General features: G+C 59.5%; 22 protein-coding genes, 1 tRNA gene and 1 pseudogene. 14 read left to right on the top strand and 10 right to left on the bottom strand.

What is annotated here, in order from left to right; genetic code table 11:
* Positions 1 to 716, top strand: a 716-nt coding sequence (locus tag D6858_RS02225) for a site-specific integrase (protein WP_133305220.1), incomplete at its 5' end; no start/stop codon positions are given.
* Positions 717 to 733: 17 nt separating this feature from the next.
* On the opposite strand, the gene D6858_RS02220 is transcribed toward D6858_RS02225, so the two are convergent.
* A tRNA-OTHER gene (locus D6858_RS02220) sits at positions 734 to 815 on the bottom strand.
* A 94-nt stretch (positions 816 to 909) separates the two neighbouring features.
* Here D6858_RS02220 and D6858_RS02215 point away from each other — a divergent pair.
* Complete coding sequence (locus D6858_RS02215) at positions 910 to 2,184, top strand: tyrosine-type recombinase/integrase (protein ID WP_120106801.1); 1,275 nt, start codon at positions 910 to 912, stop codon at positions 2,182 to 2,184.
* Here D6858_RS02215 and D6858_RS15720 read toward each other — a convergent pair.
* Both D6858_RS15720 and D6858_RS02210 read right to left on the bottom strand, forming a co-directional pair.
* Positions 2,172 to 2,381, bottom strand: coding sequence for a DUF5818 domain-containing protein (locus D6858_RS15720; protein ID WP_276308679.1), 210 nt, complete (start codon positions 2,379 to 2,381; stop codon positions 2,172 to 2,174). The two genes, D6858_RS02215 and D6858_RS15720, sit on opposite strands and share 13 nt — an antisense overlap.
* A gap of 12 nt (positions 2,382 to 2,393) precedes the next feature.
* Complete coding sequence (locus D6858_RS02210; RefSeq protein ID WP_120106799.1) at positions 2,394 to 3,053, bottom strand: lytic transglycosylase domain-containing protein; 660 nt, start codon at positions 3,051 to 3,053, stop codon at positions 2,394 to 2,396.
* Positions 3,054 to 3,180: 127 nt separating this feature from the next.
* On the opposite strand from D6858_RS02210, the gene D6858_RS02205 reads away from it, so the two are divergent.
* From D6858_RS02205 to groEL, 7 genes and pseudogenes are all read left to right on the top strand, one after another.
* A complete protein-coding gene (locus D6858_RS02205) occupies positions 3,181 to 4,089 on the top strand; it encodes a DUF7146 domain-containing protein (RefSeq protein WP_120106797.1) in 909 nt (302 codons plus the stop codon).
* 103 nt (positions 4,090 to 4,192) lie between these two features.
* Positions 4,193 to 8,425, top strand: a complete 4,233-nt coding sequence (locus D6858_RS02200) for a bifunctional class I SAM-dependent methyltransferase/DEAD/DEAH box helicase (RefSeq protein WP_120106795.1) — start codon at positions 4,193 to 4,195, stop codon at positions 8,423 to 8,425.
* A 61-nt stretch (positions 8,426 to 8,486) separates the two neighbouring features.
* A complete protein-coding gene (locus D6858_RS02195) occupies positions 8,487 to 8,900 on the top strand; it encodes an MbcA/ParS/Xre antitoxin family protein (RefSeq protein WP_120106811.1) in 414 nt (137 codons plus the stop codon).
* Entirely contained in the window at positions 8,897 to 9,616 is a 720-nt protein-coding gene (locus D6858_RS02190) for an RES family NAD+ phosphorylase (protein WP_120106793.1), read from the top strand. Before D6858_RS02195 ends, D6858_RS02190 begins: the two co-directional genes overlap by 4 nt.
* A gap of 171 nt (positions 9,617 to 9,787) precedes the next feature.
* Entirely contained in the window at positions 9,788 to 10,822 is a 1,035-nt protein-coding gene (locus D6858_RS02185) for an IS110 family RNA-guided transposase (RefSeq protein ID WP_120106791.1), read from the top strand.
* Positions 10,823 to 11,127: 305 nt separating this feature from the next.
* Positions 11,128 to 12,296, top strand: a protein-coding gene (locus tag D6858_RS02180; protein WP_240623649.1) for an IS3 family transposase whose coding sequence is annotated in 2 segments (ribosomal slippage) — positions 11,128 to 11,386 and positions 11,386 to 12,296 — 1,170 coding nt in all. Because the reading frame shifts where the segments join, the coding sequence is not laid out codon by codon here.
* An 87-nt stretch (positions 12,297 to 12,383) separates the two neighbouring features.
* Positions 12,384 to 13,235 (top strand): annotated as a pseudogene (gene groEL, locus D6858_RS02175) (chaperonin GroEL); the annotation flags it as partial.
* 96 nt (positions 13,236 to 13,331) lie between these two features.
* Here groEL and D6858_RS02170 read toward each other — a convergent pair.
* The 7 genes from D6858_RS02170 to D6858_RS02140 all read right to left on the bottom strand — a co-directional run bounded on the left by D6858_RS02170 (position 13,332) and on the right by D6858_RS02140 (position 18,137).
* Positions 13,332 to 13,787, bottom strand: coding sequence for a phosphate-starvation-inducible PsiE family protein (locus tag D6858_RS02170; RefSeq protein WP_240623648.1), 456 nt, complete (start codon positions 13,785 to 13,787; stop codon positions 13,332 to 13,334).
* A gap of 53 nt (positions 13,788 to 13,840) precedes the next feature.
* Positions 13,841 to 14,791 carry a mechanosensitive ion channel family protein gene (locus D6858_RS02165; RefSeq protein WP_120106787.1) on the bottom strand — a complete coding sequence of 317 codons (951 nt, stop codon included), beginning with the start codon at positions 14,789 to 14,791 and terminating at the stop codon, positions 13,841 to 13,843.
* A 12-nt stretch (positions 14,792 to 14,803) separates the two neighbouring features.
* Positions 14,804 to 15,346 carry an NADH dehydrogenase ubiquinone Fe-S protein 4 gene (locus tag D6858_RS02160; RefSeq protein WP_120106785.1) on the bottom strand — a complete coding sequence of 181 codons (543 nt, stop codon included), beginning with the start codon at positions 15,344 to 15,346 and terminating at the stop codon, positions 14,804 to 14,806.
* Positions 15,347 to 15,380: 34 nt separating this feature from the next.
* Complete coding sequence (locus tag D6858_RS02155; RefSeq protein ID WP_120106783.1) at positions 15,381 to 15,983, bottom strand: hypothetical protein; 603 nt, start codon at positions 15,981 to 15,983, stop codon at positions 15,381 to 15,383.
* A gap of 127 nt (positions 15,984 to 16,110) precedes the next feature.
* A complete protein-coding gene (locus D6858_RS02150) occupies positions 16,111 to 16,731 on the bottom strand; it encodes an HdeD family acid-resistance protein (protein ID WP_120106781.1) in 621 nt (206 codons plus the stop codon).
* Positions 16,732 to 16,826: 95 nt separating this feature from the next.
* The gene (locus tag D6858_RS02145; RefSeq protein ID WP_120106779.1) at positions 16,827 to 17,744 is read right to left on the bottom strand and encodes a YfdX family protein; all 918 of its coding nucleotides are present in this window, start codon (positions 17,742 to 17,744) and stop codon (positions 16,827 to 16,829) included.
* Between the two features lie 54 nt (positions 17,745 to 17,798).
* Complete coding sequence (locus D6858_RS02140) at positions 17,799 to 18,137, bottom strand: DUF5335 domain-containing protein (protein ID WP_240623647.1); 339 nt, start codon at positions 18,135 to 18,137, stop codon at positions 17,799 to 17,801.
* 324 nt (positions 18,138 to 18,461) lie between these two features.
* On the opposite strand from D6858_RS02140, the gene clpB reads away from it, so the two are divergent.
* The 5 genes from clpB (at position 18,462) to dnaK (ending at position 25,364) form a co-directional block, all read left to right on the top strand.
* Complete coding sequence (clpB, locus tag D6858_RS02135; RefSeq protein ID WP_120106775.1) at positions 18,462 to 21,050, top strand: ATP-dependent chaperone ClpB; 2,589 nt, start codon at positions 18,462 to 18,464, stop codon at positions 21,048 to 21,050.
* Positions 21,051 to 21,088: 38 nt separating this feature from the next.
* The gene (gene trxC, locus D6858_RS02130) at positions 21,089 to 21,529 is read left to right on the top strand and encodes a thioredoxin TrxC (protein ID WP_120106772.1); all 441 of its coding nucleotides are present in this window, start codon (positions 21,089 to 21,091) and stop codon (positions 21,527 to 21,529) included.
* A 43-nt stretch (positions 21,530 to 21,572) separates the two neighbouring features.
* Complete coding sequence (locus D6858_RS02125) at positions 21,573 to 22,505, top strand: DnaJ C-terminal domain-containing protein (protein ID WP_120106770.1); 933 nt, start codon at positions 21,573 to 21,575, stop codon at positions 22,503 to 22,505.
* A 105-nt stretch (positions 22,506 to 22,610) separates the two neighbouring features.
* A complete protein-coding gene (locus D6858_RS02120; protein ID WP_120106768.1) occupies positions 22,611 to 23,372 on the top strand; it encodes a sensor histidine kinase in 762 nt (253 codons plus the stop codon).
* Positions 23,373 to 23,432: 60 nt separating this feature from the next.
* Positions 23,433 to 25,364: a molecular chaperone DnaK gene (gene dnaK, locus D6858_RS02115; RefSeq protein WP_120106766.1), complete on the top strand. Its 1,932-nt coding sequence runs from the start codon at positions 23,433 to 23,435 to the stop codon at positions 25,362 to 25,364.
* The last annotated feature ends 3 nt before the right edge of the window (positions 25,365 to 25,367 follow it).

The raw sequence follows: 25,367 nt of genomic DNA, 5'->3' as shown, positions 1-25,367 counted from the left end.
AATGGATCGCGCATGTGCCGGCGTTCAAGACCTATGCGCGCAGTGGCCGGGTCAGGGTGCGGTTTCTCACCCACGATCAGGCCGCCGAGCTCATGGGTCGGCTTCCTGAACACCAGCGCGAGGTGGTGCTGTTCGCATTGTCGACCGGCCTGCGTCAGGGCAACATACTCCATCTGCGATGGGATCAGGTCGATATGACCCGGCGCATCGTCACGATCGGATATGGCGAGACCAAGAACGGGGAGGCGCTCGGCGTGCCCCTGAACGAGGCGGCTCTTGGCGTATTACGGCGGCAGAAGGGCAAGCATCCGGTTCATGTGTTCACATTTCGGGGCAAGCGCCTTGCCAATGCGAATACGCGGACCTGGCGTGCGGCATTGAAGGCCTGCGGGATCGAGGATTTTCGCTGGCACGATCTGCGGCACACCTGGGCGACCTGGCTCCGGCAGAATGACGTGCCCACCTGGGTGCTTCAGGAACTGGGGGGATGGAAATCGGAATCGATGGTGCGGCGTTATGCGCACATGTCGGTGAAGCATCTCCAGCCTTATGCCGACCAGCTGATTGTACCGGGCACAGACCCGCTGATTAATCCGGTCACAGACACGAAAAAGTCTAACTGCCCGGAAAAGCTGGAAAGCTCAGGTCACAAAAATGGTCACAGTGAGAGCCGCCCGCGGCTCAAGCTTGTCGCCGGCCTCGACGTAAACTCTTGATTGTCAAGGAAGAAAAATGGTGGACGCACTAGGGCTCGAACCTAGGACCCGCTGATTAAGAGCTGAAATCAGAGGGTCCTTGCGCTTCCGCATGCGTCCAAAAATGGCTGAAATCCGCGATTCATAGTCCGCATTGTTCTTGAAATGTTCGCCAGTATCCACTATAAAAAGCTACCTAAGGTAGCAGGGACATATGGCGAACAAAGTTGGTTTGACGGATGCTCGGATCGCAGGTTTGAAAGCGCCTGCAAGCGGGCAAATTGAGGTCGCTGATGGCATCGTGACCGGTCTGCGGCTCCGAATGGGAGCGAGCGGCACCAAAACGTATATCTTGCGTAAGCGCGTTCAAGGTAAATGGTTGAACGTGACTATCGGGCGGCATGGCCCGAATTTCACTCTTGCACACGCCCGTCGGAAGGCGCGGGACCTGCTCGTCGACGTTGAGCAAGGCAAAAGCATCGCCAGAAAGCCGGGAGCAAAGAAGAAGGGATCGAAGGGTGTCGGCACCGTCGCCGAGCTATACGAGACATATCTGGCTCAACAGATCGTTGGCAAAAAGCGGAGCGCGAATGAGTTCGACCGGGTTTTCCGCAAGTACATCGAACCTGAGCTAGGCGACCGCCTCGCCGATTCGATCACCCGAAGCGACGTCAGCGGCTTCGTAGAGAAGATCGCATTTGAGCGGGGCAAGGAAACCCTGACGATGGCTCGCATCGTTTATCGGCACCTTTCGACGTTCTACTCATGGGCGCTCACCAGACTTGAACATTTGCCAGCCAATCCGTGCCGGGACGCCTGGCGCCCAAAAAGGAGCGAGCCTCGCGACCGGGTGCTCAGCGATCGAGAGGTCGCTGCACTGTGGCAAGCCGCCGTCGAGGATGGCTATCCGTTTGGTCATCTTGTGCAGATGTTGATTCTCACGGCCCAGCGCCGGGGAGAGGTGCTCGACGCCACTTGCGACGAATTCGACTTCAAGGGGAAAGTTTGGACTGTACCAGGAGATAGAGCGAAAAACGGCAAGGCAAATGTGGTGCCTTTATCCGCACAGGCCCTCGAGGTCGTCACCGACATCTTCGCGGCCGCCGGGATCGCGCCTGAAGACGCTCACAGGCAATCCCAAATTCTACTGGCATCCAAGGTCACCAGCACAAACAGTGTCAGTGGGCTGTCAAAGGCCTGGAAGCGGATAAGGGCAAGCGTGGACGAGAAACTCGGCTATGAAGCCGCTCATTTTACCATGCATGACATTCGCCGGACGGTGGCGACCGGACTGCAGAGGATTGGAATACCGCTGGTCGTTTCAGAGGCCGTTCTCAATCATCAGTCCGGCTCGGCAATGGCTGGTGTCGCCGGGGTCTATCATCGGCATCAGTACACGAATGAAAAACGCGAAGCTCTCGCGCTGTGGGGCAGGGAGGTTCTACTGCTCGTCGCGAAGTATCCGCCGCAGGACAGTCAGGAAGAATGACTCTCCACCCCAAGCCAGTCGGCGCGTATCCGATCCATGCCCGCGACAACGCCGTCAACGGTCACTGTATATCCGATGAAGTCCTCACCGACATCATCGCCTTCGATAATCCAGACATCGTCAGCAGCAGTAGTCAGGATCATTCCGCGCCTGCCACGGCTTAATGTCCCCGATACGCGTATTCGACCCGCGCTCACAACCTCCCCCTTTCAAAAACGCCAATGGCGCAGCACTTCGCGCACATAGGCCGGCGTCTCGCCATTGCGAGGAATACCGCCTGCGCGCTCGACGGCTCCTGGACCTGCGTTGTAGGCAGCGAGGGCCAGATGAACCACCCCGAACTTGTCCAGCATCTGGCGTAGGTATCGGGCCGCACCCAAGATGTTCGCCTTGGGATCGAAGCGATTTGAAACGCCAAGGTCCCGCGCTGTCCCTGGCATCAATTGCCCCAAGCCTGCGGCCCCGGCCTTGCTGATGGCCATCGGATTATATCGTGATTCCGTCCATACAAGAGCGTCGAGAAGGCCGCTTGGTAGCGAGTATTGAGCCTCAGCAGCGTAAACATGAGGAAGGTAGCTTGCCCGACGAAAGCCCGATGGCGCGCTGTCTTGGGGCTTTGGATATCGATAGGGCAGATAGGTTCGACCCGCATCGGTAGCCGGCGGCTCGGACGAGGCCGTTGGAGGCTTTCTCCAAATGCCATGTTCGACGAGAAGGAAGCCATCAGTCCCTTCTGCAACGCGGAAGCCATCGGTCGTCAACTCCGAGGCAACGGTCATCTGAGTGGGCTCAAGTTCCTGCGCGTGAGCGGGGAGCGCGAGCCCAAATCCTACCGTTACCGCTGCGGCTACTGCCCATTTCAGTCTCATTCCCGAATCCTTTGGTGGTCGAATCGGGAAAGAACATATATAGAACATCGGATGTAGGAAAATGAAACGTCAGCGACGCAGAGCGGAGGCTGCGCGGGTGGAGGCACGTTACGATGGAGATGCCCCCATGCACCAACACCGATCATCCCAATTCCAAGGTCTGCAACTGGAAAACCGCGCGCGCAAGATAGTCGAGCAGCTGGGCGGTGCCTGGTCGCGCTCGCGCGGAATGTGCTGCTGCCCGGCCCACGACGACCGCACTCCTTCGCTAAGCATCACACTCGGAAAGCGCGCAATTCTTGTTCATTGCTTTGCCGGCTGCACGAACGAGGCGGTGATAGACGCCATGGCCGGGCTCGGAATACGAATTGCGGACCTGTTCGATGGCACGAGTGGTCCGATCGTGGCCGAACCGCGCGAGGAAGTCGCCAATCGCAATGCGCTGAGGCTCTGGCGTGAGGCGTCGACCATCGCTGGCAGCCCCGCCGAGAAGTACCTCGTGTCCAGAGGCATCACGATTTCTTCGCCGGAGCTGCGTTTCCACCCGCATATGCCGCTGGGGCCAAAGGGTGCTGTCCGGTTTCTACCCGCGATGGTGGCGGCCGTGCGTAATGATGCCGGAATTCTGGCGCTGCATCGCTCCTTCCTCGACCTCGACAAAACCAGCTTGGCTTCTTTCGATCAGCCTAGGCGTGCGTTAGGCAGTTCCGGCTCTGGCGCGGTGCGTCTCGCGTACCCCGATGGTGGACGCCTTGGCCTCGCAGAAGGAAACGAAACGGCCCTCTCAGCGATGCAAATGTTCAATGTTCCCTGCTGGGCGACGCTGGGAAACGAACGCTTCGGCCTGGCCACAATCCCGGAATCGGTGCGGCAGCTGTTTCTCTTTGTCGATAATGATGCGGGCGGCCGCCTTGCTGAAGAGCGTGCGCGAAAGGCTTATGCTTGCGAAGGGCGGCTGATTGTCACCAAGCGTCCGGAGCTAACCGGCGACGACTGGAATGATGTGCTCATGCGCTCAGTCCGAGCTGCGGTCTGAATGTCGGTGAGAGGAAAGCGGGCTTGGGGCCTTGTGAGGCCCCCGGGCGGATCCATCCGAACGGACACCCGGACAAACCCAGGGCCTCTTCAGGAGGTCTCTCATGTTACACGCAAATACCGCTTTCGCATTCTCCGATCCCGCCGAGCCGCAAGTGTTGGCAGCGGCGAGGGCGCTGGCCGCGCGGCTCGCTGCAGATCAAGCAATTTCACGGCTCACTGTGAATGCAACAATGGCCGATCACTTCGGCGGTAGCGACGCCGAAGGACGCTGGTCCGTACGCGATGCCCATGCAGCACTTGAATTGGCGCAGGTGTTGTTCCTGGCGCAGGCAACTGAATTCTCACCTGCAATGTCATCCAGCTTTGCCGATGAGGCTTTCACGCGCCTTGAATGTCTGGTCCCGACCCAGTCCAACCGGAGCGACGAGCAGATCGAGTGGCAACAATTCGCAACGCCGCCCCGTCTGGCCTGGATGGCTGCAAAGGCATGCGCGATTTCTGCCAATGAACTGGTTCTCGAGCCATCGGCCGGGACCGGGATGCTGGGCGTATGGGCGGCAAAAGCAGATGCGCGTCTTGCCCTTAACGAGATATCGCCGCTGCGTCGCGAATGTCTGGGCGCCATGTTTCCGGAAGCGACAGTCACCGGATTTGACGGGGAACTGATCGACGAACTTCTCACGCCCGACTTGGGTCCGAGCGTGGTGCTGATGAACCCGCCCTATTCACACAGTGTCGAGAGGGGCCACGATAGCCGCACTGGCGATCGGCACTTGCGTTCTGCCTGGAAGCGCCTTCTGCCCGGTGGCCGCCTGGTCGCCGTGATGCCCGAGTGGTTCGAGCTTCCGAAATTCCTTGCCGGGATCGCCGGTCCCTTCTCGTTGCGCCTCAACGCAACGATCGAGCGCGGTTTCGTCAAGCAGGGCACCTCAATCTCAACCCGGCTCCTGGTACTCGACAAGGCTGATGGTGGTACCAGCCCGATCATCGCCCAGCCGGCAAACTTTGCCGAGCTAAATCTGCTGATCGATATGCTGCCTGACCGGGTAAGCGTGCCCGCCGAGCCCAGCATCGGCATCAAGCCAGCCTTGCCGCTTCGACTGGTTGCGAACAGAACGAAGCCGGTTCCGCTAAGGGGCCATCCAGCCGCTGCGGCGCCGTCGATCCTGCCGCTTGAATTTTCTCCGCTCGAAGTACCTGCGCCGATCGAAAGCCAGGTTGGGCATTATTTGCCTTACCGACCGAGCCGGATCTCAATTGCAGATGCGGTCTCCCACCCGACCCCGCTGGTCGAGTCCGTCGCAATGGGTTCGATAACCGCACCCGTGCCCGAAGTGGTGCCTCAGCTTCCTTCGAGCATCATTGCTGGAGGCGTCTTATCCGCTGCGCAGGCCGAGACCCTGATCTATGCCGCAAGCGCGCATGCTCGCGACCTGCCCGGCCGGTTCGAGCCCGACGACAAGGGCTGCGCCTTGAAGGCGAGCGCCGAGGGGCGTGCTTACCGCATGGGCTACTTTCTTGGTGACGGAACTGGTGCAGGCAAAGGCCGGCAAGTCGCTTCCGTTATCCTCGACCGATGGGTGAGGGGCGAACGACGCCACATCTGGATTTCCAAGAACGAAGCTCTGCTCGAAGATGCCCGCCGCGACTGGAGCGCGCTCGGCGGCCTTCCCATCGACGTCCAGCCCCTTGGCCAATGGAAGCTCGGTGTCCCGATCGGGATGTGCGAGGGCATACTCTTCGTGACTTATCCGACACTGCGTTCGGGTCGAAGCGACGCGACCCGGCTCGATCAGATTCTCGAATGGGCAGGGGAGGACTTCGACGGGCTCATCGTCTTCGACGAAGCCCATGCGATGGCCAACGCCGCAGGCGGGGAGGGCTCACGTGGTAAGGTCAAGGGATCGGAGCAGGGCATTGCCGGTGTTCGCATCCAGAATCTGCTGCCGCGCGCCCGCGTGCTCTACGCTTCGGCGACCGGGGCATCCGACGTCAATAATCTCGCCTATGCCACCCGTCTTGGCCTCTGGGGTCCCGAGACGGCTTTTGCCAATCGCGAAGCCTTCGTCGCAGATATCCGCGATGGCGGTATCGCTGCAATGGAACTGGTCGCGCGCGATCTGAAGTCACTGGGGCTGTACGCGGCGAGGGCACTTTCATTCGCCGGAGTTGAGTACGAGATTCTCGAGCATTGCCTGACCCCCGACCAGGTAGCGGTTTATGACGCCTATGCAGACGCCTGGGCAATCATTCATGCCAACCTGCGCGAAGCTCTCGAGGCAACGCGGATCGTCGACACTGACAGTGGCGAGACACTCAATTCAGGTGCCAAATCGGCGGCGCTTTCGGTTTTTGAAGGCACCAAGCAGCGCTTTTTCGCGCAGCTCCTTCTATCGATGAAGCTGCCGAGCCTACTGCCCGCGATCGACACGGCACTTGCGGACGGCAACGCGGTTGTCGTGCAACTCGTCTCGACAGCCGAAGCCATGCTCAACCGCCGCCTCGCTGATCTCTCAGATGCGGAACGCGAAGCACTCGAAATCGATCTCTCCCCCCGCGAATACGTGGTCGATTACCTCACCAAAAGCTTCCCGGTTCGGTTGATGGCCGTGTTTACGGACGAGAATGGCAATGCCCGGTCCGAACCGATGAGTGATGAGAACGGTGCCCCTGTTCTCTGTCGTTCGGCGCTTGCCGCGCGCGATAGCATGATCGAGCAGCTCTGTGCCTTGCCGCCGATCGCGACGGCGCTCGATGCGATCATCGAACGGTTCGGTGTCGATCAGGTCGCCGAAGTCACCGGCCGTACCCGCCGCCTGATCGTCGGACGCGATGGGTGCCAGGTGCTCCAGTCGCGCTCTCCGCGCGCCAATGTCGCCGAGACGCGAGATTTTATGGACGGAACCAAGCGAATTCTCGTTTTCTCCGATGCCGGTGGCACCGGCCGCAGTTATCATGCCGACCTTGCGGCAAAGAACCAGATGCGCCGGGTCCATTTCCTGCTTGAGCCGGGCTGGCGGGCCGATGCCGCAATTCAGGGCCTTGGCCGTACCAACCGCACCAATCAGGCATCTGCCCCTCTGTTCCGCCCGGTGACAACCGATGTGCGTGGCGAACGTCGGTTTATATCGACCATTGCACGTCGGCTAGACAGCCTCGGCGCGCTAACCCGCGGGCAGCGCCAGACGGGTGGGCAGAACCTCTTCGATCCTGCCGACAATCTCGAGAGCGCCTACGCCAAGGAGGCGCTTCATCGCTGGTTCAGCCTGTTGTTCGCAGGCAAGCTGGAAGCCGTTACGCTTTCTCGGTTTGAGGAATTGAGCGGGCTCAGGGTAGAAGGGTCCGACGGCGGGATGGTCGATGACCTGCCAACAATCCAGCGCTGGCTCAATCGCATCCTCGCGTTGCCGATTGCTCTGCAAAACGGCATATTTGACGAGTTTCTCGGCCTCGTCGAAGCGCGGATCGATGCAGCGCGCCAGGCGGGTACGCTCGACATTGGGGTCGAGACCATTGCGGTCGAGCATTTCGAGGTGCTGACCGATACGCTACTGCGCACCGATGCGCTGTCGGGTGCGACTACGCATCTCCTGGAACTCGAGATTGCCCGCGCGCTCAAGCCTTTGCGTCTCGAACGGCTCGAGGAGCTCTACGGCTTTTCAGGTTCGCGTCAGCAGTTCCTGCGTAATGCGCGCTCAGGCCGGATCGGGCTGCTTGTCCCGGCGCGAAGTCTGCTCACCGACGAAGGTATGCGTGTGGCCCGCTTCGAGCTAGTTTGTCCCTTAAAGCACGGACACATTACTGCCGATCAACTCGCGGAGAGCAGCTGGGAAACGGTGGATCCAACCGAATTTCGCCGCCTGTGGCAGGTGGAGGTCGATGACGCCGCATCAAATCACAAGCGCGAGCGACTGCATCTTGCAACGGGCCTGCTGCTTCCGGTGTGGGACAAACTCCCTTCCGACTATGTTCGCGTCAGCCGGATTTCGGCGCGAGACGGACGCTCGCTGTTAGGCCGGGAGGTTCCGCTCCATTGCGTGCCCGAACTATGCCTGGCGCTAGGGCTCGAAGACGAACATGCCTTCTCGGCAGAGCAAATCGTCGATGCGGTGCTCGGGACCGGGCGGCCGATGCAAATTAAAAGCCGCGAAGCGCTTACGCTCAAGCGTAGCCTCGTCAATGGCGCGCAGCGGCTCGAACTGGCTGGTTGGTCGGCGTCGCGCCTCGACTGGTACAAGGCACATGGGTGCTTCACCGAGATCATACGCTATCAGACGCGGCTTTTTGTTCCGACGACGAGCGCAGTGGCGGTCTTGGCGCGACTTGTGGGATGAGAAATCATCACCTTGCCAATTGGCATTCAAAGTGCTATATGATGCCATATGGAGAATGCTCATGTTGGCACTGCAACCCGTTGATACCGTCCCCCACGCCTTCCGACCCGATCCTATAACTCAGGAGGAAGCATCGGCGATGTTTCGCGCCGTGCTGAACCTGTTCGGCAAATGGGAACTCACAGACGAGCAGGCAGCGACTTTGCTCGACATGCCGGTTCGCTCCTTCCGGCGGTGGAAAGCTGAGGGGCCGGGCCGTGTCTCGCGCGATGGTGCGGCGCGGCTCTCCAACCTGATGGGTATCCACAAGGCGCTGAGGATCATCTTTTCCGAAGCCCAACGTGGCTACGCCTGGATTAAGGCAGGTAACGCCGCCTTTGCCGGAGCGAGTGCGCTCGACGTCATGCTTGGCGGCGAGCTGACCGATATCATGCGGGTGCGTCGCTATCTTGATGCCGAACGTGGTGCCTGGTGATTGATCCCAAGGCGATTCCGGTTGCCCAGGTCGAGTGGAAAGGTGCTGTACGGATTATCCGCAGTGCCTTTCCACCGATTGACCTGTTCGAAGACATCGCAGACCCTGCAGATTGGCCGCTGCTGATCTCCGCCGAGCAAAAAACCAATCCCCGCATTATGGCGACGATCGGCAATCTCGATCTGGTACCTGCTGAGCGCCGGGTAGGGGGCAACGGCGCATCCTATCTGATGGCCCCGTTCACGCATGTCAGCACTGACCGACCAAGTCGCTTCACTGATGGGACCTACGGCGTCCTATACGCGGGGGATGCATTCGAAACTGCGCTGTTCGAGACAATCCATCATCATGCCCGCTTCATGGCTCGCACTTCCGAAGCGCCAGGTTGGACCTCGCAGTTCCGTGAGATCATCCTTTCGGTAAGCGCCGATCCTCACGATCTCAGGAACCTTGCGACAGGCGATCCCGCACTTGATCCCGACAACTATGCTGCATCGCAAGCCCTCGCTGTTGAGCTTAAAGGGGGCGGGGCCGAAGGTCTTGTCTATCCGAGCATCCGGCATCCGGGTGGTGAATGTGTCGGCTTGTTCTACCCGGATTGTGCATCCGACCCCACTCAGGGACGTCACCTCGACTACCACTGGGACGGAATGGGTGTCGATCTGGTTCGAGAGGCTGGTACAGGGGCGGTGTTTCGAGTGGTGGATTCTGCGTAGAGTGAAGATCCAACGCGCGTGTTCTGCTGCGGTGTTTCCGGCAGCTTTGCGCCCCAATCTCGGTCGTTGGCGATGTTTGCGCTGTGACCCGAAAGCTGATGGGGTAGACGCCCCCCGGCGGCATCTATGTGCCAAAGTGGAGGTGTTGAAACACCACTGAGGGAGGCGTCCGTGTCGGAAGTTATCACAATCGGTCTGGATATCGCCAAGAACGTTTTCCACGCGCATGGCGCCGATGAGCGCGGTGCGATGGTGTTCAGTCGCAAGCTGACGGGAAGCAAGCTGCTCGACTTCTTCGCCGGTCAGGCCCCATGTGTTGTTGCGCTCGAGGCGTGCGGCGGGGCCCATCACTGGGCACGCGAGCTTCAGGCGATGGGGCATGAGGTGCGGCTGATCCCGCCGGCCTATGTGAAGCCGTTCGTGAAGCGCAACAAGAACGATGCGATCGACGCGGAGGCGATCTGCGAGGCGGCGCAGCGCCCCGGCATGCGCTTCGTTGCGGTAAAGAGCGAGGAGCAACAGGCTGCCGGGCTCGTGTTCCGCACACGCGATCTGGTGGTGCGTCAGCGCACCCAGCTCATCAATGCGATCCGAGGTCATTTGGCGGAGTTTGGCTGGGTGGCGCCGCGCGGGACGGCGCACATGACGATGCTCGCAGACCTCCTCGAGGATGAGGAGATGGCCTCGACGTTGCCGGAGGCGGCGCGGCCGATGTTCAAGCTGATGATCGATCTCCTCGCCGAACTCGGTGAGCAGGTCGCCGTGCTCGACCGTGAGATCGCGCGGCGGGCGAAGGAGGACGAGGCGGTCCGGCGGCTGATGACCATCCCCGGTATCGGCCCGGTCGCCGCCACCGCCATCATCGCGCTGGCCCCGCCGATCGAGACGTTCCGCAAAGGGCGGGACTTTGCCGCATGGCTCGGCCATGCGCCGCGCCAGCACTCGACCGGCGGCAAGCAACGGCTCGACAGCATATCGAAGATAGGCGAGCGGACGATCCGGCGGTTGCTGATCATCGGCGGCAGCTCAATGGTGCGGCAGGCCTGTCGGTTCGGTGCACCGGCAGGCTCGTGGCTGGAGCGAATGCTTGCGCGCAAACCGCGCATGCTCGTCTCGGTCGCACTCGCTAATAAGATGGCGCGCATGGTCTGGGCGCTGCTCACCAAGAAGGAAGATTACAGAGCTCCGGCGGCGGTCGCGGCGTAAGCCGAGGCGGCAGCCAGAGGCGTCGGGGACGTAGGCGGTCGAAGGAGGGTATGGCACAACAGTCGGCGAGACGGGGCTGGAAGAACCAGAGAACGGCAGAGCGCTAGCCAAGCGCGCAAAGCTGAAATGGATCCGGTCCGCGAACTCCCATACTGGCCCGCAGCTATGGCGCTGCTCATCGAGGCCGGACAGATGACAGCATCCGACTACGTGCCAACACACCCCGATTTACCGCTTGCATCTGATCTGCCCCCTTCTGAGTGGCCCAATTTCTATTTTAGAATTGGCCACGAAGGAGGAATGGAATGGCGAGGAAGCACAAGCCGGAGGAGATTATCGGCAAGCTGCGTGAAGCCGAGATCGTGCTGGCACAGGGCGGGACGGTGGCAGATGCCTGCCGGCGGATCGGCGTCACCGAACAAAGCTACTACCGCTGGCGCAAGGAATATGGCGGCCTGAAGATGGATCAGGCTCGGCGCATGAAAGAGCTGGAGAAGGAGAACGCCCGGCTGCGTCGGGCGGTGTCGGACCTGACACTCGACAAGCTGATCCTGCAGGAAGCTTCCAGGGGAAACTTCTGAGCCCTGCGCGCCGACGGCGCTGTATCGATCATATCCGGGGACTGATGCCGGTGTCCGAGCGGCGGGTGTGCCATGTGCTCGGGCAACATCGATCGACACAGCGCAAGGCGCCGCGCGGGGCAGATGACGAAGCCGCACTCACCGAGGATATCATTGCCCTGGCCCGGCAGTATGGTCGCTATGGTTATCGCCGGGTGACGGCCTTGCTGCGCGATGCGGGATGGCATGTGAACCGCAAGCGGGTGGAGCGCATCTGGCGCCGCGAGGGGCTCAAGGTGCCGCAGAAGCAACCGAAGCGTGGAAGGCTCTGGCTCAACGACGGATCATGTATCCGCCTACGGCCGGAGTATCCGGGGCACGTGTGGTCCTACGACTTCGTTGAAGGACGCACGCACGATGGACGCAAGTTCCGCATCCTGACGATCATCGATGAGGCCAGCCGCGAATGCCTCGCCTTACCCGTCGCGCGACGGCTGCGAAGCGAGGACGTTCTGGCAACACTGGCTGAGTTGTTCGTCACACGGGGGCCGCCGGCGCACATACGGTCAGACAATGGTCCGGAATTTATCGCCAACGCTGTCCAGCAGTGGCTGGCGAAGATCGGCGTGAAGACGCTCTACATCACGCCTGGCAGCCCTTGGGAGAATGGCTACTGCGAGAGCTTCAACGGCTCGATGCGTGACGAGCTCTTGAACGGCGAGATCTTCTACACCCTGGCCGAAGCTCGGATCCTGATCGAGGCCTGGCGCAGACACTACAACACCGTCAGGCCGCACAGTTCGTTGGGCTATCGACCTCCGGCTCCGGAAACGGTAACGCCGCCATGGCCGCCCTCCGGTTCCACTACGCTTCACCTGCGGCCAGCCATGGCGCCGGAGGCAGTTTTACACTAACAAACAACGCGGACCACTCAGTGGGGGCCGGTCACGCACTCCGCTAATCTACGCCGCGAGTTGTGCCGAATGTTCTGACGACGGACAGCCCTGACCACCCTGGTGGTGAACAAGCTTCGTGGCGGCCTCAAGGTCGCGGCGGTCAAGGCACCCGGCTTCGGCGATCGCCGCAAGGCCATGCTGGAGGATATTGCCATCCTCACCGCCGGCAACGTGGTCAGCGAGGAACTCGGCACCAAGCTGGAAAATGTCACGATCGGCATGCTCGGCCGGGCGAAGAAGGTCATTATCGACAAGGACAACACGACCATCGTCGATGGTGCCGGCAACAAGGCCGACATCGACGCCCGGGTCAGCCAGATTCGCGCCCAAATCGAGACCACGACCAGCGACTACGACCGCGAAAAACTGCAGGAGCGCGTAGCCAAGCTGGCTGGCGGCGTTGCCGTTATTCGCGTTGGCGGTGCGACCGAAGTCGAGGTCAAGGAGCGCAAGGACCGCGTCGACGACGCGCTGCATGCAACCCGTGCGGCGGTCGAGGAAGGCATTCTGCCGGGCGGCGGCATCGCCTTGCTCCGGTCGCTCAAGTCGCTCGAAGGCCTCAAGGCTACCAATGACGACCAGCAGTCCGGTATCGATATCGTTCGTCGCGCCCTGCGTGCCCCGGCTCGCCAGATTGCCGAGAACGCAGGTGAAGACGGTGCCTATATCGTCGGCAAGCTGCTCGAAGGCGACGACTACAACCATGGTTTCAACGCCGCGACCGGCGAATATGAAGACCTGGTGAAGTCGGGTGTCATCGATCCGGCGAAGGTGGTGCGCACAGCGCTGCAGGATGCGGCTTCGGTCGCCTCGCTGCTGATCACCACCGAGGCACTGGTCGCTGAACTGCCGAAGGAAGACGCATCTCCTGCTCCCGTGCCGGCGATGAACTTCTAAGGCAGCATTTCTCCTGGAAGCCGGACAGGCGCGCTCGCACGGGTGTGCCTGTCTTTTTCTGTCTGTAACCGCGCTTGCTACGGCTTTAGACCAGTCCTATTCCTGTACTTGCTCAAGCCGCTCCTGCCGATCCTGATCGCGAACGAGCCAGAATACCGCACCAAGTGCCAGCACAGCCCCCGAAAGCGCGGCGACCTTCGCGGCGCTCGTGTCTGCCAGATTGAGAATGATGAACTTGCGCACAATTGCCAGCAGCGCAATCAGGATAATCGTTCGCACCTGCAGGACACCGAATCCCCTATCGGCAGCTACGAGCAATGAACGCTTGAACTCAAGCGCAATCACAACAGTAAAAATCATTCCGAAGACAGTCTGGAAAGTGGCAAAATCGAGCGGATCGAGAGCGCCCAAGACAAGGCTTGTGACAACTTCGCGCAGCAATGACCAAACCGCCGCAATCACGACGATTGCGATTATTCCGCTGAGAACGATGACAATCGCGTCCTCGAATTTCTCGTAAAGGGACATCGCAGACCATTCTGCACGTGTCATTTTGCGCAATCTCAGAAAATTCGCGAGCATTGGTTTATCCTTGCGGTCGTCTTTCAAGCATTCTTCACCGCAGCCTCGGTTTGTCTAAGCCGGATGTTCAGCGGAGGGGCAGGGCCATCTTTCGGGAGCCCCGGATACAGGGTAAGGTGCGGGAATGGTATGTTGATGCCAGTCTCGTCGAATGCCTGCTTGATCCTGCGGAAGAACTCCCTGCGCACTTCCCATTGTGCTCCTGGCGTCACCTTCAGGCGCAGTCGCAATATGACGGCACTGTCACCGAGCGCTTCCACACCGATAACTTCGGGCTCATCAATTATGCGGTCTGCAAAGGCGCGATCCTTAGCCATCTGCGAGGCAACGCTGTGCATAATGCCCAACGCCTCGTCTGTCTTTTCGCGATAGGCGATACCGACATCGATCACCGACCTGGAATATTCCATGGTCATGTTCACGACATTGGTAATGTTCCCGCATGGCACGAAGATCACGTTGCCATCGTAATCGCGCAGGCGAATGCTTCGCAGCGTAATTTCTTCTACCACGCCGATATGGCCACCGATCTCGACTATGTCATCGACGCGCAGCTGCCCTTCAAGCAGAATGATAAATCCGGAAAAATAGTCTTTCACCAGGCTCTGCGCGGCAAAACCTGCTGCAATTCCGGCCACTCCCGCAGCAGTCAGCAAAGGCGCTATGGATACGCCCATGATCGAGAGCAAGGTCACCCCGGCAACTGACCATATCACGATGCGCCCGAATATCAGACCAGCCCTGCATGCAGTTGCAACCCTCCTTAAAGGATCTGGATCACTTCGTTTGCTTGTCATCTTCTGTTCTATGCGCCGCATCAGGCGCGAAAGCAGAGCTGCCGCCAACGAAGCGAGACACACCACCAACACGATCCGCACTGCGTCTTCAAGCAGGGATGAGGAAACGGAGAGAGCTTGCAATTCGAATTCGTCGATTACATTTGACACCTGATACTCGCTTATTTTCGACTGCATCGACCTTTTGGCCTAGCCAATTGTTGAGCCCGTAAATGCCGGCGGATCGGAGGCTGGAAAGCTTTCGAGCAGCGCTTCATCTACAGGGTCGAACTCCTTTTGGCGCTCGGCCCGCTCGCCGGCTTCCGCGCCTCGATACAGCCGGTTCCGGGAAATCTGTTTCCCCTCGCCTGACCATCGTATCGACCAGTTTCCAGGGGCGTCTGAACCACGATAAAGCTCGTCGACTTTCGGGCCAACGTGGTGCAACGTGGAGGTTTGGCTGACCCTGTAATTCCAACCCTGCCTTTCGGCAAAGCCGATAGCGCTGTCCCGGTCAGGAAACTGAACACGGATATGGCGATATGGATCATCATTGGTGATCAAGCCCGTGAATGCGTCGCGGCCCAGTGATCTTCTCGCCTCGAACTCAAGGAACCACGGTCGCGGGCGGTGCCCGCCCTGAAGCGTGGAGCGCGGTTCCTGATAGATCTTTGCCACTGGAATTTCGGCGGAGATAGTATTCGTGCCGGGCTGCTTCGATAGGCGCGGCGGACGATTATGGTCTCTGTGCATGTTCAGGTCCTTTACGCTTTATCGTTGCTGCCCGTTACGCTTCGTCCAGATCATCGAGCCGTTCCATCTGCCGAGAGTTGCGGCGGATCAGTTCCTGTGCGGTGTCATTCTTGGCGCTCCCGATCTCGTCAAGCATGTCGGATCGCATTCCGAGTGTCAGTTCGGCGACGGCATGCATAACCTCTTCTGCGTCGGCGTTGGTCAGGTTTCCGTCGTTCAGTCCGCGCAACAGCCTGTCGAGCACCGACTGGAAGGACTTGATCACCTCGGGGCTGGCGATCACTGCCAACTTGTGCCCAATCACCCGCAATTCATCGATAAGATCCGGGTCGGGGTCGCGTTTTGCGGCGATTTCTGCGACCTTTTCGATCGCCGCCATGTAAACCGAGTTCTTCTGGTCGAACAGATGGACGCGGGCCTCTTTGCTGAGTTCGAGTTCGGTCTGGCGGTTGAGCAGCATCGCGGTGAGAAAGATCGTCGCGACAGCGCCAAGGAAGACAAGGATAGTTTCCTGCGCGAACGGAAATCTGGACGCGCCGACATAGAGCTCATGGTAGAGCGCATATCCAAAGACCAATGCGGCAAGGATGCCAGCGAGCCATACGATCTCACGAATGCGCGGCCTTTTTACCTCCATCGCCCCCTTGCCGTCAGATGCTTGCCAACCCGCTCCAAATCTAGTGCTCCGCCGAGACGAGACTTCGGGATTGGCTCATGTGATTGATCCTGATGCCAGAAACCGCTTCATGATGCGGCAAAGCCACCTAGCTCGCCGACTGCGTCCGTGCATCATCCCCCTTCGATGCGCGCCGCAAGCGAAAGCCAAGGAGCAGCATGACAGTTCCGAACATCGCGGCGTAGAACGCGAGAACCCAGCCCAAGGCGAGGAATGTCTCGACGGGAGCAGTCAGGAGCATCCAGATTACGAAGCCGGCCAGCGCAAGGGACAACAGACCCCCTAGCCCAAGCCAAAACTCGCCCTTGATTTCCTTGCGCAGCCGAATGGCGGTAACGATCTGGGCGATGCCCGAGGCGGACGACCAGAATGCGATCATCCACCAAAGGAACAGCGAAAGCGCGAAACTGGCCATCATCGGAGCTATCAGCACGACAATACCAGCACCGATGCCGACCACGCCGTTGAATGCCAGCCAACCCCACTTCTCACCCGCGCGGATGTTACGAAAAGCCGCGATAAGCGAGAATATTCCGTCTATCATCGAGAAGGCACCGAAGATGATTGTCAGCCCGAGCAAGGCGCTGGCAGGCATCAGCACCGCGAGCACCGCAAGGATCAGGGCAAGCACACCGCGCAAAACAAATGCCCACCAGTTTCCTGCTAGACTACAGACCGGGAAAGGGATTTTATGTGCCAGTGTTGCCATATCGGTAGCCCCATACGTTGAGATCGGAATTCAGCGAAAACAAGATTCCTGACGGTGCGCGGCGTTCATTGGAACGCACCACCAGAGTATAGCTCTCAATTCTTTTTCGGCTGTACTGCTTCACGGGCCTTGCCGAAAAGCCCCTTGATGCGTTCGAAGAAGCGATCTGCGGCGTTACCTTCGCCAGTCTCTCGCTCAAGTTCTTTGATCGCGTCCTGCAGATCGTCAAGATCCTTCTTGGTCGCATAACCGAGCGCTTGCGCCATCTCGATTTGCTCACGGGCCTTTTGCAGTTCCGCAGCAATTGCCTGGTTGTCTTCTTTCGTGCGGTCCTTTTTTGCCGCAACGACGCGCGCGGCCTCGACGCTTGTCTCGGCACGGACGATCGGCAACGGAATTATGGTTTCGGTCACGACAATGGTGCTCAGGGCGTTTAGCAAGACGAGCTTGGCCTCCTGAGGCTTCTGTTCGTCCAGCAGTGCGGCCGCGCGTTTGATGGCATCAGGATAGGTACCCAGCGGAAGGTTGCTGGTCCTGATAACCATCTCGCTTGCGAGGCCTTCCATAAGCCGCCTCGCTTCCTGCAAACGTCCCTCATCAGTCAGATCCTCGATCCGGTCGGAGAGCGCCTTGACATCGCCTGGCGTTGCAAGAACATCATGTTCGATGACCGAATTGGCCACCGGAGCAAGTGCCAGGTTGGGTTCGCGCGTCAGGATGATCTCAAGTTTGCCCGTGGCCCTGGCCAGAGCGTCGATCGCCTCTTGATTATTGCCCGCGTCAATGGCGCTGATAGCCGCCTGCGTTTCATCGAGAGCGGATACCGCTTCCTTCAGCAGAGTTCCGAGTTGCACCTGATCCTCGGCCGTGGCGCCGCCCGCAGCCTGATCCGTATCGGTTGCGCTAGCCGAAGCTTCCTGTCCGCCCGCCGCCTCCTCGGCATTATCGGAACAGGCCGTAGCCGCAAGCAATGCGATGGCGGCAACGCCATGGGCAAGATTTCTGAATGTCATGGCGGAACTCCTTCTTTGATGGTTGGACCACAAGTCGGCTTCTGGAAGTGAAGCTTACTCCGCAGGAGGGGGTGGCAACTTAAGCGGCTCCCGGAATGATGCGAGATGCCGCACACCTTCCTTGTCCACAATAAGGACTGCCTCGATATTATCACCGTAGCCTTTGGTCTGGATATCGACCGGGTGCGGGATCAGGTGAGCAAGCCCCTCAAGGGCGATGACCACGACATCGTCTTTGTGATCATAGGTGATACCGAGGATAGGAAGAAATTCGGCCTCGATCTGATCGCCCAAATCCAGCGACTGGACCTCGATTTCGGCGCGCAGGCCATTCAACCGCTTGCTAATGCGATCGCACAGTTCTGCCCACTCGTTTTTGGCAATTTGCTCCATCACCACCTCCATCAAAGTTTCGAACGGGTGAAATCGCTGACTGCGCCTCCGTTCGTAAACTCGCGAGAGCCGCATTTCAATGCCATTTCCGCTATCCTCGCCGACTCGACAGTCATCTGGCGATACGAGCGTACCATAGGAAGCAGATCGGCCCACCCACTGATTTATGTCAGGACGAGAATGGCTTTTCTATTTAGAGGATGGCTCTATTTAGAGGCTGGCGTCGTTGCGGGTTGATATGTGAGCAGACGGGAATTCGATTTCCTGCTAGTGCCTGCTCAACGTCCCATTTGAGATCGTAATTACGCTTGGAGACCCTTTGCGATGAACCTCGAGAAATTCACCGACCGGGCCAAGGGCTTTCTACAGAGCGCCCAGACAGTTGCCGTCCGCATGAGCCATCAGCGCATCACGCCAGTCCATATTCTCAAGGCATTGCTCGAAGATGAGGAGGGCATGGCCGCGCAGCTCATCCAGCGAGCAGGCGGTAGCCCCCCTGCCGCCATTGGCGAGGTTGAAAAGGCATTGCATAAATTCCCGGCGGTTTCCGGCTCCGGAGCGCAGACGCCGCCCGCCCTAGACAATGATTCGGCTCGCCTGCTCTATCAGGCCGAACAGCTGGCAAAGAAGGCCGGCGACAGCTTCGTTCCTGTACAGCGCATATTGCAGGCCATGGCCCTTTCCGACAGCACCGACGCAGGCAAGGCTTTGCAGGCTGCCGGCGTGAATGCGAAGTCGCTCGAGGCGGTGATTCAGGAAGTGACCGGCGGTCGCACCGCAGATAGCGCAAGCGCAGAAGAGAGCTACGATGCGCTCAAGAAATACGCCCGCGACCTGACCCAAGCGGCGCGCGACGGCAAGCTCGACCCGGTGATCGGCCGCGACGAGGAGATTCGTCGCACAATCCAGATTCTGGCCCGCAGGACCAAGAACAATCCCGTTCTTATCGGTGATCCCGGCGTGGGCAAGACGGCGATCGCCGAGGGGCTGGCGCTGCGCATCGCCAATGGCGATGTGCCCGACAGCCTCAAGGGCCGCACGCTGATGGCGCTTGACATGGGCGCGCTGATTGCGGGTGCGAAATATCGCGGCGAATTCGAGGAACGCTTGAAGGCCGTGATCGACGAGGTGAAAAATTCCGATGGGCAGATCATCCTGTTCATCGACGAGATGCACACGCTGATTGGAGCGGGCGCGAGCGAGGGCAGCATGGATGCCTCGAACCTCCTGAAGCCTGCGCTGTCGCGCGGCGAGTTGCACGTGATCGGCGCGACTACGCTCGACGAATACCAGAAATATGTCGAGAAGGATGCCGCACTCCAGAGGCGCTTCCAGCCGGTCTATATCGACGAGCCGAGCGTAGAGGACACGATATCCATCCTGCGTGGTCTGAAGGAAAAATACGAACTGCACCACGGGGTAAACATTACCGACAGCGCGATCGTGGCCGCTGCGCAGCTATCCGATCGCTATATCCAGAACCGCTTCCTCCCCGACAAGGCGATCGACCTGATGGACGAGGCGGCGAGTCGCATCCGCATGGAAGTAGAAAGCAAACCCGAAGAGATCGAAAACCTCGACCGCCGCATTATCCAGCTCAAGATCGAGGAAAGCGCGCTTGCTAAGGAAAGCGACGAGGCGAGCAAGGACCGGCTCGCCACCTTGCGCAAAGAATTGGCCGAGCTCGAGCAGAAATCGAGCGAGCTGACCACGCGCTGGCAGAACGAACGCGACAAGATTCAGGCTGAGGCAAAGATCAAGGAACAGCTCGACCTGGCCCGGCTCGAATTGGAGCAGGCGCAGCGCGCGGGCGACCTGCAAAAGGCGGGCGAGCTGTCCTATGGCACGATACCGAGCCTCGAAAAGCAGCTTGAAGAGGCACGTGGTGCAAATAAGACCGCGTTATTGCGCGAGGAAGTGACCGAGGAGGACATCGCCTCTGTTGTCAGCCGCTGGACAGGCGTGCCGGTGGACAAGATGATGGAGGGCGAGCGCGAGAAGCTGCTCAAGATGGAAGAGTTTCTCGGTCGTCGCGTGATCGGCCAGCAGCAGGCGGTACAGGCTGTCTCCAAGGCCGTGCGCCGAGCACGCGCTGGCTTGCAGGATCCGCACCGGCCATTGGGCAGCTTCCTGTTCCTTGGCCCCACGGGCGTTGGCAAAACCGAGCTGACCAAGGCGCTGGCCGAGTTCATGTTCGACGACGAGCGCGCCATGGTGCGCATCGACATGAGCGAATTCATGGAAAAGCACGCGGTCGCCAGATTGATCGGCGCGCCTCCGGGTTATGTAGGTTACGAGGAAGGCGGCGTGCTTACCGAGGCGGTGCGGCGGCGACCTTACCAGGTGGTGCTGTTCGACGAAGTCGAGAAGGCGCATCAGGACGTGTTCAACGTTCTGCTGCAGGTACTCGACGACGGTCGCCTGACCGACGGGCAGGGCCGGGTGGTGGACTTCTCGAACACGCTGATCATCTTGACCAGCAACCTCGGCAGCCAGTTCCTCTCCAACCTCACCGACGATCAGAAGGTGGAAGATGTCGAGCCGCAGGTGATGGACGTGGTGCGCAGCCACTTCCGCCCCGAGTTCCTCAACCGGCTTGATGAAATCATTCTGTTCCATCGCCTGAGCCAAGAACACATGGCACCGATCGTCGATATCCAGGTCAAGCGCGTCCAGAAGCTGCTGAAGGACCGGAAGATCACGCTCGACCTCACCGAAGGCGCGCGCAACTGGCTCGGTCGAGTGGGTTACGACCCGGTATATGGCGCCAGACCGCTCAAGCGAGCGGTACAGCGCTATCTGCAGGATCCGCTGGCGGAAAAGCTGCTGGCCGGCGAAATCGCTGACGGTTCGACCGTCAAGGTCGACGAGGGCGAAGAAGGTCTCGTTTTCGTCATTCCATCCCAGATCTGAGCAGCGCGAGCGCACGACAAGCAAGGGAAGGGCGGCGAATGGAAGCCGACAATATCAAGGTAGTTTGCCCACATTGTGATGCGGTCAACGCTATCCCGCCTGATCGGCCAGCCCAGGCCGCAAAATGCGGCAAATGCCACAAGGCGCTGTTCAATGGTTCGCCCGTCGACCTGCTGGGCCAGAGGTTCGATCGCCATATCACACGATCCGACATACCTGTCGTTGTGGATTTCTGGGCGACGTGGTGCGGTCCCTGCCGCGCCATGGCTCCATCATTTGCCCAGGTCACGATTGCAATCGAACCGCGCGCCAGGTTCGCAAAGGTCGATATCGACAAGGCTCCCGAACTTGCCGCCCGGTACGGCGTGCAGGGCGTCCCCGCCTTGTTAATATTCAAGAATGGACGGCTGGTCGATCAACGATCCGGTGCCTTACCCCCCTCCGCGCTTCGCCAATGGGTGGAGGCACATATTGGCTGACCCGCATTTCCGCCCTGCATCCCAATTTCAGGTGATTTAGTTAATGGCAGATCCTTATACGATACTCGGCGTATCGCGCACAGCAGATCAGTCTGCGATCAAGAAAGCCTATCGCAAACTCGCCAAAGAGCTTCATCCCGATCGCAACAAGGACAAGCCCGACGCGGCGACCCGGTTCGCGGAAGTCACCCAAGCATATGATCTTTTGAGCGATGCCGAGCAACGCGCGCGATACGACCGCGGCGAGATCGACGAGCACGGCAACCCGCGCGCACCTTACGGTTTCGAAGATTTCCAGGGCCATGGGCCGTTCTCGGGCGGAGGACCGTTTCGATCGGCGCAGGATGGAGCGACATCCTTTCATTTCTCTGGCGATTCGGAGGAATTGGGGGACATCTTCGCCGATCTCTTTGGGCGGGGTCGCGGGGCTGGCGGGCGCGAATATCGCCCGCGAGGAAGCGATGTGCTCTATGCGGTAAATGTCCCGTTCGAAAATATCGCCACTGCAAAACCATTCGCAATCAACCTCGATGGCGGCGAGCAACTCGAGGTCAAGATCCCTCCGGGAACCCAGAGTGGAGATCGCCTGCGCGTTGCGGGCAAAGGGCGGCCCGGACCGGGAGGGCGCGGTGACGCGATTCTTGAACTGACCGTCACGCTCCACCCTTTCTTCCGACAGGATGAGGACGACATTCGCCTCGACCTGCCAATCCGGTGGGACGAGGCCGTACTCGGCGCAAAGGTGCGCGTACCCACGATCGATGGTCCGATCATGCTAACAGTGCCGAAGGGATCCACCTCGGGCAGAGTTCTGCGCATCAAGGGTAAAGGAATGGCCCGTCGCCAAGGTGGGCGCGGCAATCAACTGGTGCGGTTGATGGTCGACCTTCCGCAGAACGATAAAAGCCTGGAAGCGTGGGCCAAGGAATGGCGAGAAAAGAATGAATACAATCCCCGCTCGAAGCTGGGTGTCTAATGCGATCACATTGGGACAGGCAAGGCTGATCCGAAACGCCTGATCTGGATCAGTGGATTTGCCTGAGAAGCGACTAGAGGTACATTTTGGCACAGGAGGCCGGTCATGAAGCGTCAATTCCAAAGTAGCTTTCGGGACATGATGCCAGCAGGAACGTCGTCAGTGACCCCTCTGCCATCGACGGAAGACCTGACAAGCATGCTTGCCGTGCTGGCTGCGGGCCTTGAAACGTTGGAATTCGCCGATGAGCAGGAGGCGATCAAGCTTCGTCGCAAGATGCGTATGGCGCTCCTCAATTCGGCCAGATTAGTAAGCAAATTGTCTGTTCCAGCTGCTAATTCGCCGCTTCAGGAATTGGTCGATGTGCCAGAATTGATCAAGCATTTGATGGACCAGATCCAGTCAGGGATTCCAGTGGAAGTGGAGTTTGAAAAGATACTTGAAACAGGTTTGTGGCCGGTTCGGGTTGCCCCTGCCTCTTTCGCCAGCGCCTTATCGGCCCTGCTTGAAAATGCATTCCTGGCTGCCGGAGGAAATGGTGGGAAAGTATCTTTGCGCTTGAGGAACCGCCCGGCAATTGACGCTCTCCCCGAGCGGATTGAAATTGAAGTTGCCGACAATGGCCCTGGGCTCAGACGCGATACGATCGCGCTGGCTTTCGAGCCGTTCTATTCGAATTGGGGCGCTGATCATCGCCTTGGGCTCGGACTTACTCATGCACAGCGCTTCGCACAGAAGTCTGGAGGCAGCATAAGCTTGGTGCCTCGATCACCCCGTGGGGTCCGCGCAGTCTTGTGGCTGCCGCGCGCATACGACCATTCCGCCAGCCGATCCAGCCAGAGCGCTGACGTGATCCTTCTGCGTTAGGGGGACGGCGAACCCAAGCCTGAACACATCTTAATCTATTGTTTTCTGGAGCTCCAAACCATGGCTAAAGTTATCGGTATCGACCTCGGAACAACCAACAGCTGCGTTGCCGTTATGGAAGGTGGCAAGCCCAAAGTGATCGAGAATTCGGAAGGTGCGCGCACCACGCCGTCTATCGTCGCCTTCACCAAGGATGGCGAACGCCTGATCGGCCAGCCCGCCAAACGCCAGGCCGTGACCAACCCGGATAACACCTTGTTCGCGATCAAGCGCCTGATCGGTCGGCGGTTTGACGATCCGACCACCAAGAAAGACATGGAGCTTGTTCCATACAAGATTGTCGAGGGGCCCAACGGCGATGCATGGGTTGAAGCGGGCGGCGAGAAGTACAGCCCTTCCCAGGTTTCCGCTTTCATCCTGCAAAAGATGAAGGAAACCGCCGAAGAGTACCTAGGGGACAAAGTCGAGAAGGCGGTAATAACAGTCCCGGCCTACTTCAATGATGCCCAGCGCCAGGCGACCAAGGATGCCGGCAAAATCGCCGGTCTCGAAGTCGAGCGCATTATTAACGAGCCGACTGCTGCGGCGCTCGCCTATGGACTCGATAAGGACGAAGGCAAGACTATTGCTGTTTACGACCTCGGCGGCGGTACGTTTGACGTATCGATCCTCGAAATCGGTGATGGCGTATTCGAGGTGAAGTCGACCAATGGCGATACCTTCCTCGGCGGCGAAGACTTCGACAGCGCGGTGGTGGAATATCTCGCCGATTCCTTCAAGAAGAAGGAAAATATGGACCTCAGAACCGACAAGCTCGCCCTGCAGCGCCTCAAGGAAGCGGCGGAAAAGGCCAAAATAGAGCTGTCAAGCGCAGCACAGACCGAGATCAACCTTCCCTTTATTACTGCGCGCATGGAAGGCGGCACCACGACGCCGCTGCACCTGGTCCAGACAGTCACCCGCTCCGACCTCGAAAAACTGGTTGACGGCCTGATCAAGCGGACGCTCGAACCCTGCAAGAAGGCCATGGCTGACGCTGGGATCGACAAAGGGGCGATAGACGAAGTGATCCTGGTAGGCGGCATGACGAGAATGCCCAAGGTACGCGAAGTGGTCGAGGATTTCTTTGGCAAGAAGCCGCACACTGGCGTTAACCCCGACGAGGTTGTCGCCATGGGTGCCGCCATCCAGGCGGGTGTCTTGCAGGGCGACGTCGAGGATGTTCTCCTGCTCGACGTGACCCCGCTGTCGCTCGGTATCGAGACGCTGGGCGGCGTATTCACCCGCATGATCGATCGCAACACCACGATCCCGACCAAGAAAACCCAGACCTACTCCACCGCGGATGACAACCAGCAAGCCGTGACCATCCGCGTGTTCCAGGGTGAGCGTGAAATGGCGGCGGACAACAAGCTGCTCGGCCAGTTCGATCTCGTCGGCATCCCGCCAGCGCCGCGCGGCGTGCCGCAGATCGAAGTCACTTTCGACATTGACGCCAACGGCATCGTCAACGTTTCGGCCAAGGACAAGGGCACCGGCAAGGAACAGCAGATCCGTATCCAGGCATCGGGCGGTCTCAGCGAAGCCGACATCGACCAGATGGTGCGTGATGCCGAGAAGTTCGCCGAGGAAGACAAGAAGCGGCGTGAAGCCGCCGAGGCTCGCAACCAGGCCGACAGCCTGGTCCATGCGACCGAAAAGCAGCTCGAAGAGCATGGCGACAAGATTGATGCCGACACCAAGGCAGCCGTCGAAGCTGCGATCGCCGAAACCAAGACGGCGCTTGAAGGCGACGATCACGATGCGATCAACGCGAAGGCTCAGGCCCTCACCGACGCTGCCATGAAGATGGGTCAGCAGATCTACGAGAAGGAGCAGGCCTCTGCCGCCGGCTCTGCCGATGCCGGTAGAGCTGCCGGTTCGGAAGCTTCGGATGATGAAGAAGTCGTCGACGCCGAATTCTCCGAGGTCGATGACGACAAGAAAGACTAAGTA

The organism is Tsuneonella suprasediminis, assembly GCF_003605755.1.
Taxonomy (GTDB): Bacteria; Pseudomonadota; Alphaproteobacteria; order Sphingomonadales; family Sphingomonadaceae; genus Tsuneonella; species Tsuneonella suprasediminis.
The sequence above is the reverse complement of the archived record's forward strand: the minus strand, read 5'-3'. Positions and strand labels throughout refer to the sequence as shown.

Bases quoted from the DNA above. Each gene is read 5' to 3' on its own strand.
- D6858_RS02215 (WP_120106801.1), top strand. From the start codon at position 910: ATGGCGAACAAAGTTGGTTTGACGGATGCTCGGATCGCAGGTTTGAAA.
- D6858_RS02210 (WP_120106799.1), bottom strand. From the start codon at position 3,053: ATGAGACTGAAATGGGCAGTAGCCGCAGCGGTAACGGTAGGATTTGGG.
- D6858_RS02205 (WP_120106797.1), top strand. From the start codon at position 3,181: ATGCACCAACACCGATCATCCCAATTCCAAGGTCTGCAACTGGAAAAC.
- D6858_RS02200 (WP_120106795.1), top strand. From the start codon at position 4,193: ATGTTACACGCAAATACCGCTTTCGCATTCTCCGATCCCGCCGAGCCG.
- D6858_RS02195 (WP_120106811.1), top strand. From the start codon at position 8,487: ATGTTGGCACTGCAACCCGTTGATACCGTCCCCCACGCCTTCCGACCC.
- D6858_RS02170 (WP_240623648.1), bottom strand. From the start codon at position 13,787: ATGACACGTGCAGAATGGTCTGCGATGTCCCTTTACGAGAAATTCGAG.
- D6858_RS02165 (WP_120106787.1), bottom strand. From the start codon at position 14,791: ATGCAGTCGAAAATAAGCGAGTATCAGGTGTCAAATGTAATCGACGAA.
- D6858_RS02160 (WP_120106785.1), bottom strand. From the start codon at position 15,346: ATGCACAGAGACCATAATCGTCCGCCGCGCCTATCGAAGCAGCCCGGC.
- D6858_RS02155 (WP_120106783.1), bottom strand. From the start codon at position 15,983: ATGGAGGTAAAAAGGCCGCGCATTCGTGAGATCGTATGGCTCGCTGGC.
- D6858_RS02150 (WP_120106781.1), bottom strand. From the start codon at position 16,731: ATGGCAACACTGGCACATAAAATCCCTTTCCCGGTCTGTAGTCTAGCA.
- D6858_RS02145 (WP_120106779.1), bottom strand. From the start codon at position 17,744: ATGACATTCAGAAATCTTGCCCATGGCGTTGCCGCCATCGCATTGCTT.
- D6858_RS02140 (WP_240623647.1), bottom strand. From the start codon at position 18,137: ATGGAGCAAATTGCCAAAAACGAGTGGGCAGAACTGTGCGATCGCATT.
- clpB (WP_120106775.1), top strand. From the start codon at position 18,462: ATGAACCTCGAGAAATTCACCGACCGGGCCAAGGGCTTTCTACAGAGC.
- trxC (WP_120106772.1), top strand. From the start codon at position 21,089: ATGGAAGCCGACAATATCAAGGTAGTTTGCCCACATTGTGATGCGGTC.
- D6858_RS02125 (WP_120106770.1), top strand. From the start codon at position 21,573: ATGGCAGATCCTTATACGATACTCGGCGTATCGCGCACAGCAGATCAG.
- D6858_RS02120 (WP_120106768.1), top strand. From the start codon at position 22,611: ATGAAGCGTCAATTCCAAAGTAGCTTTCGGGACATGATGCCAGCAGGA.
- dnaK (WP_120106766.1), top strand. From the start codon at position 23,433: ATGGCTAAAGTTATCGGTATCGACCTCGGAACAACCAACAGCTGCGTT.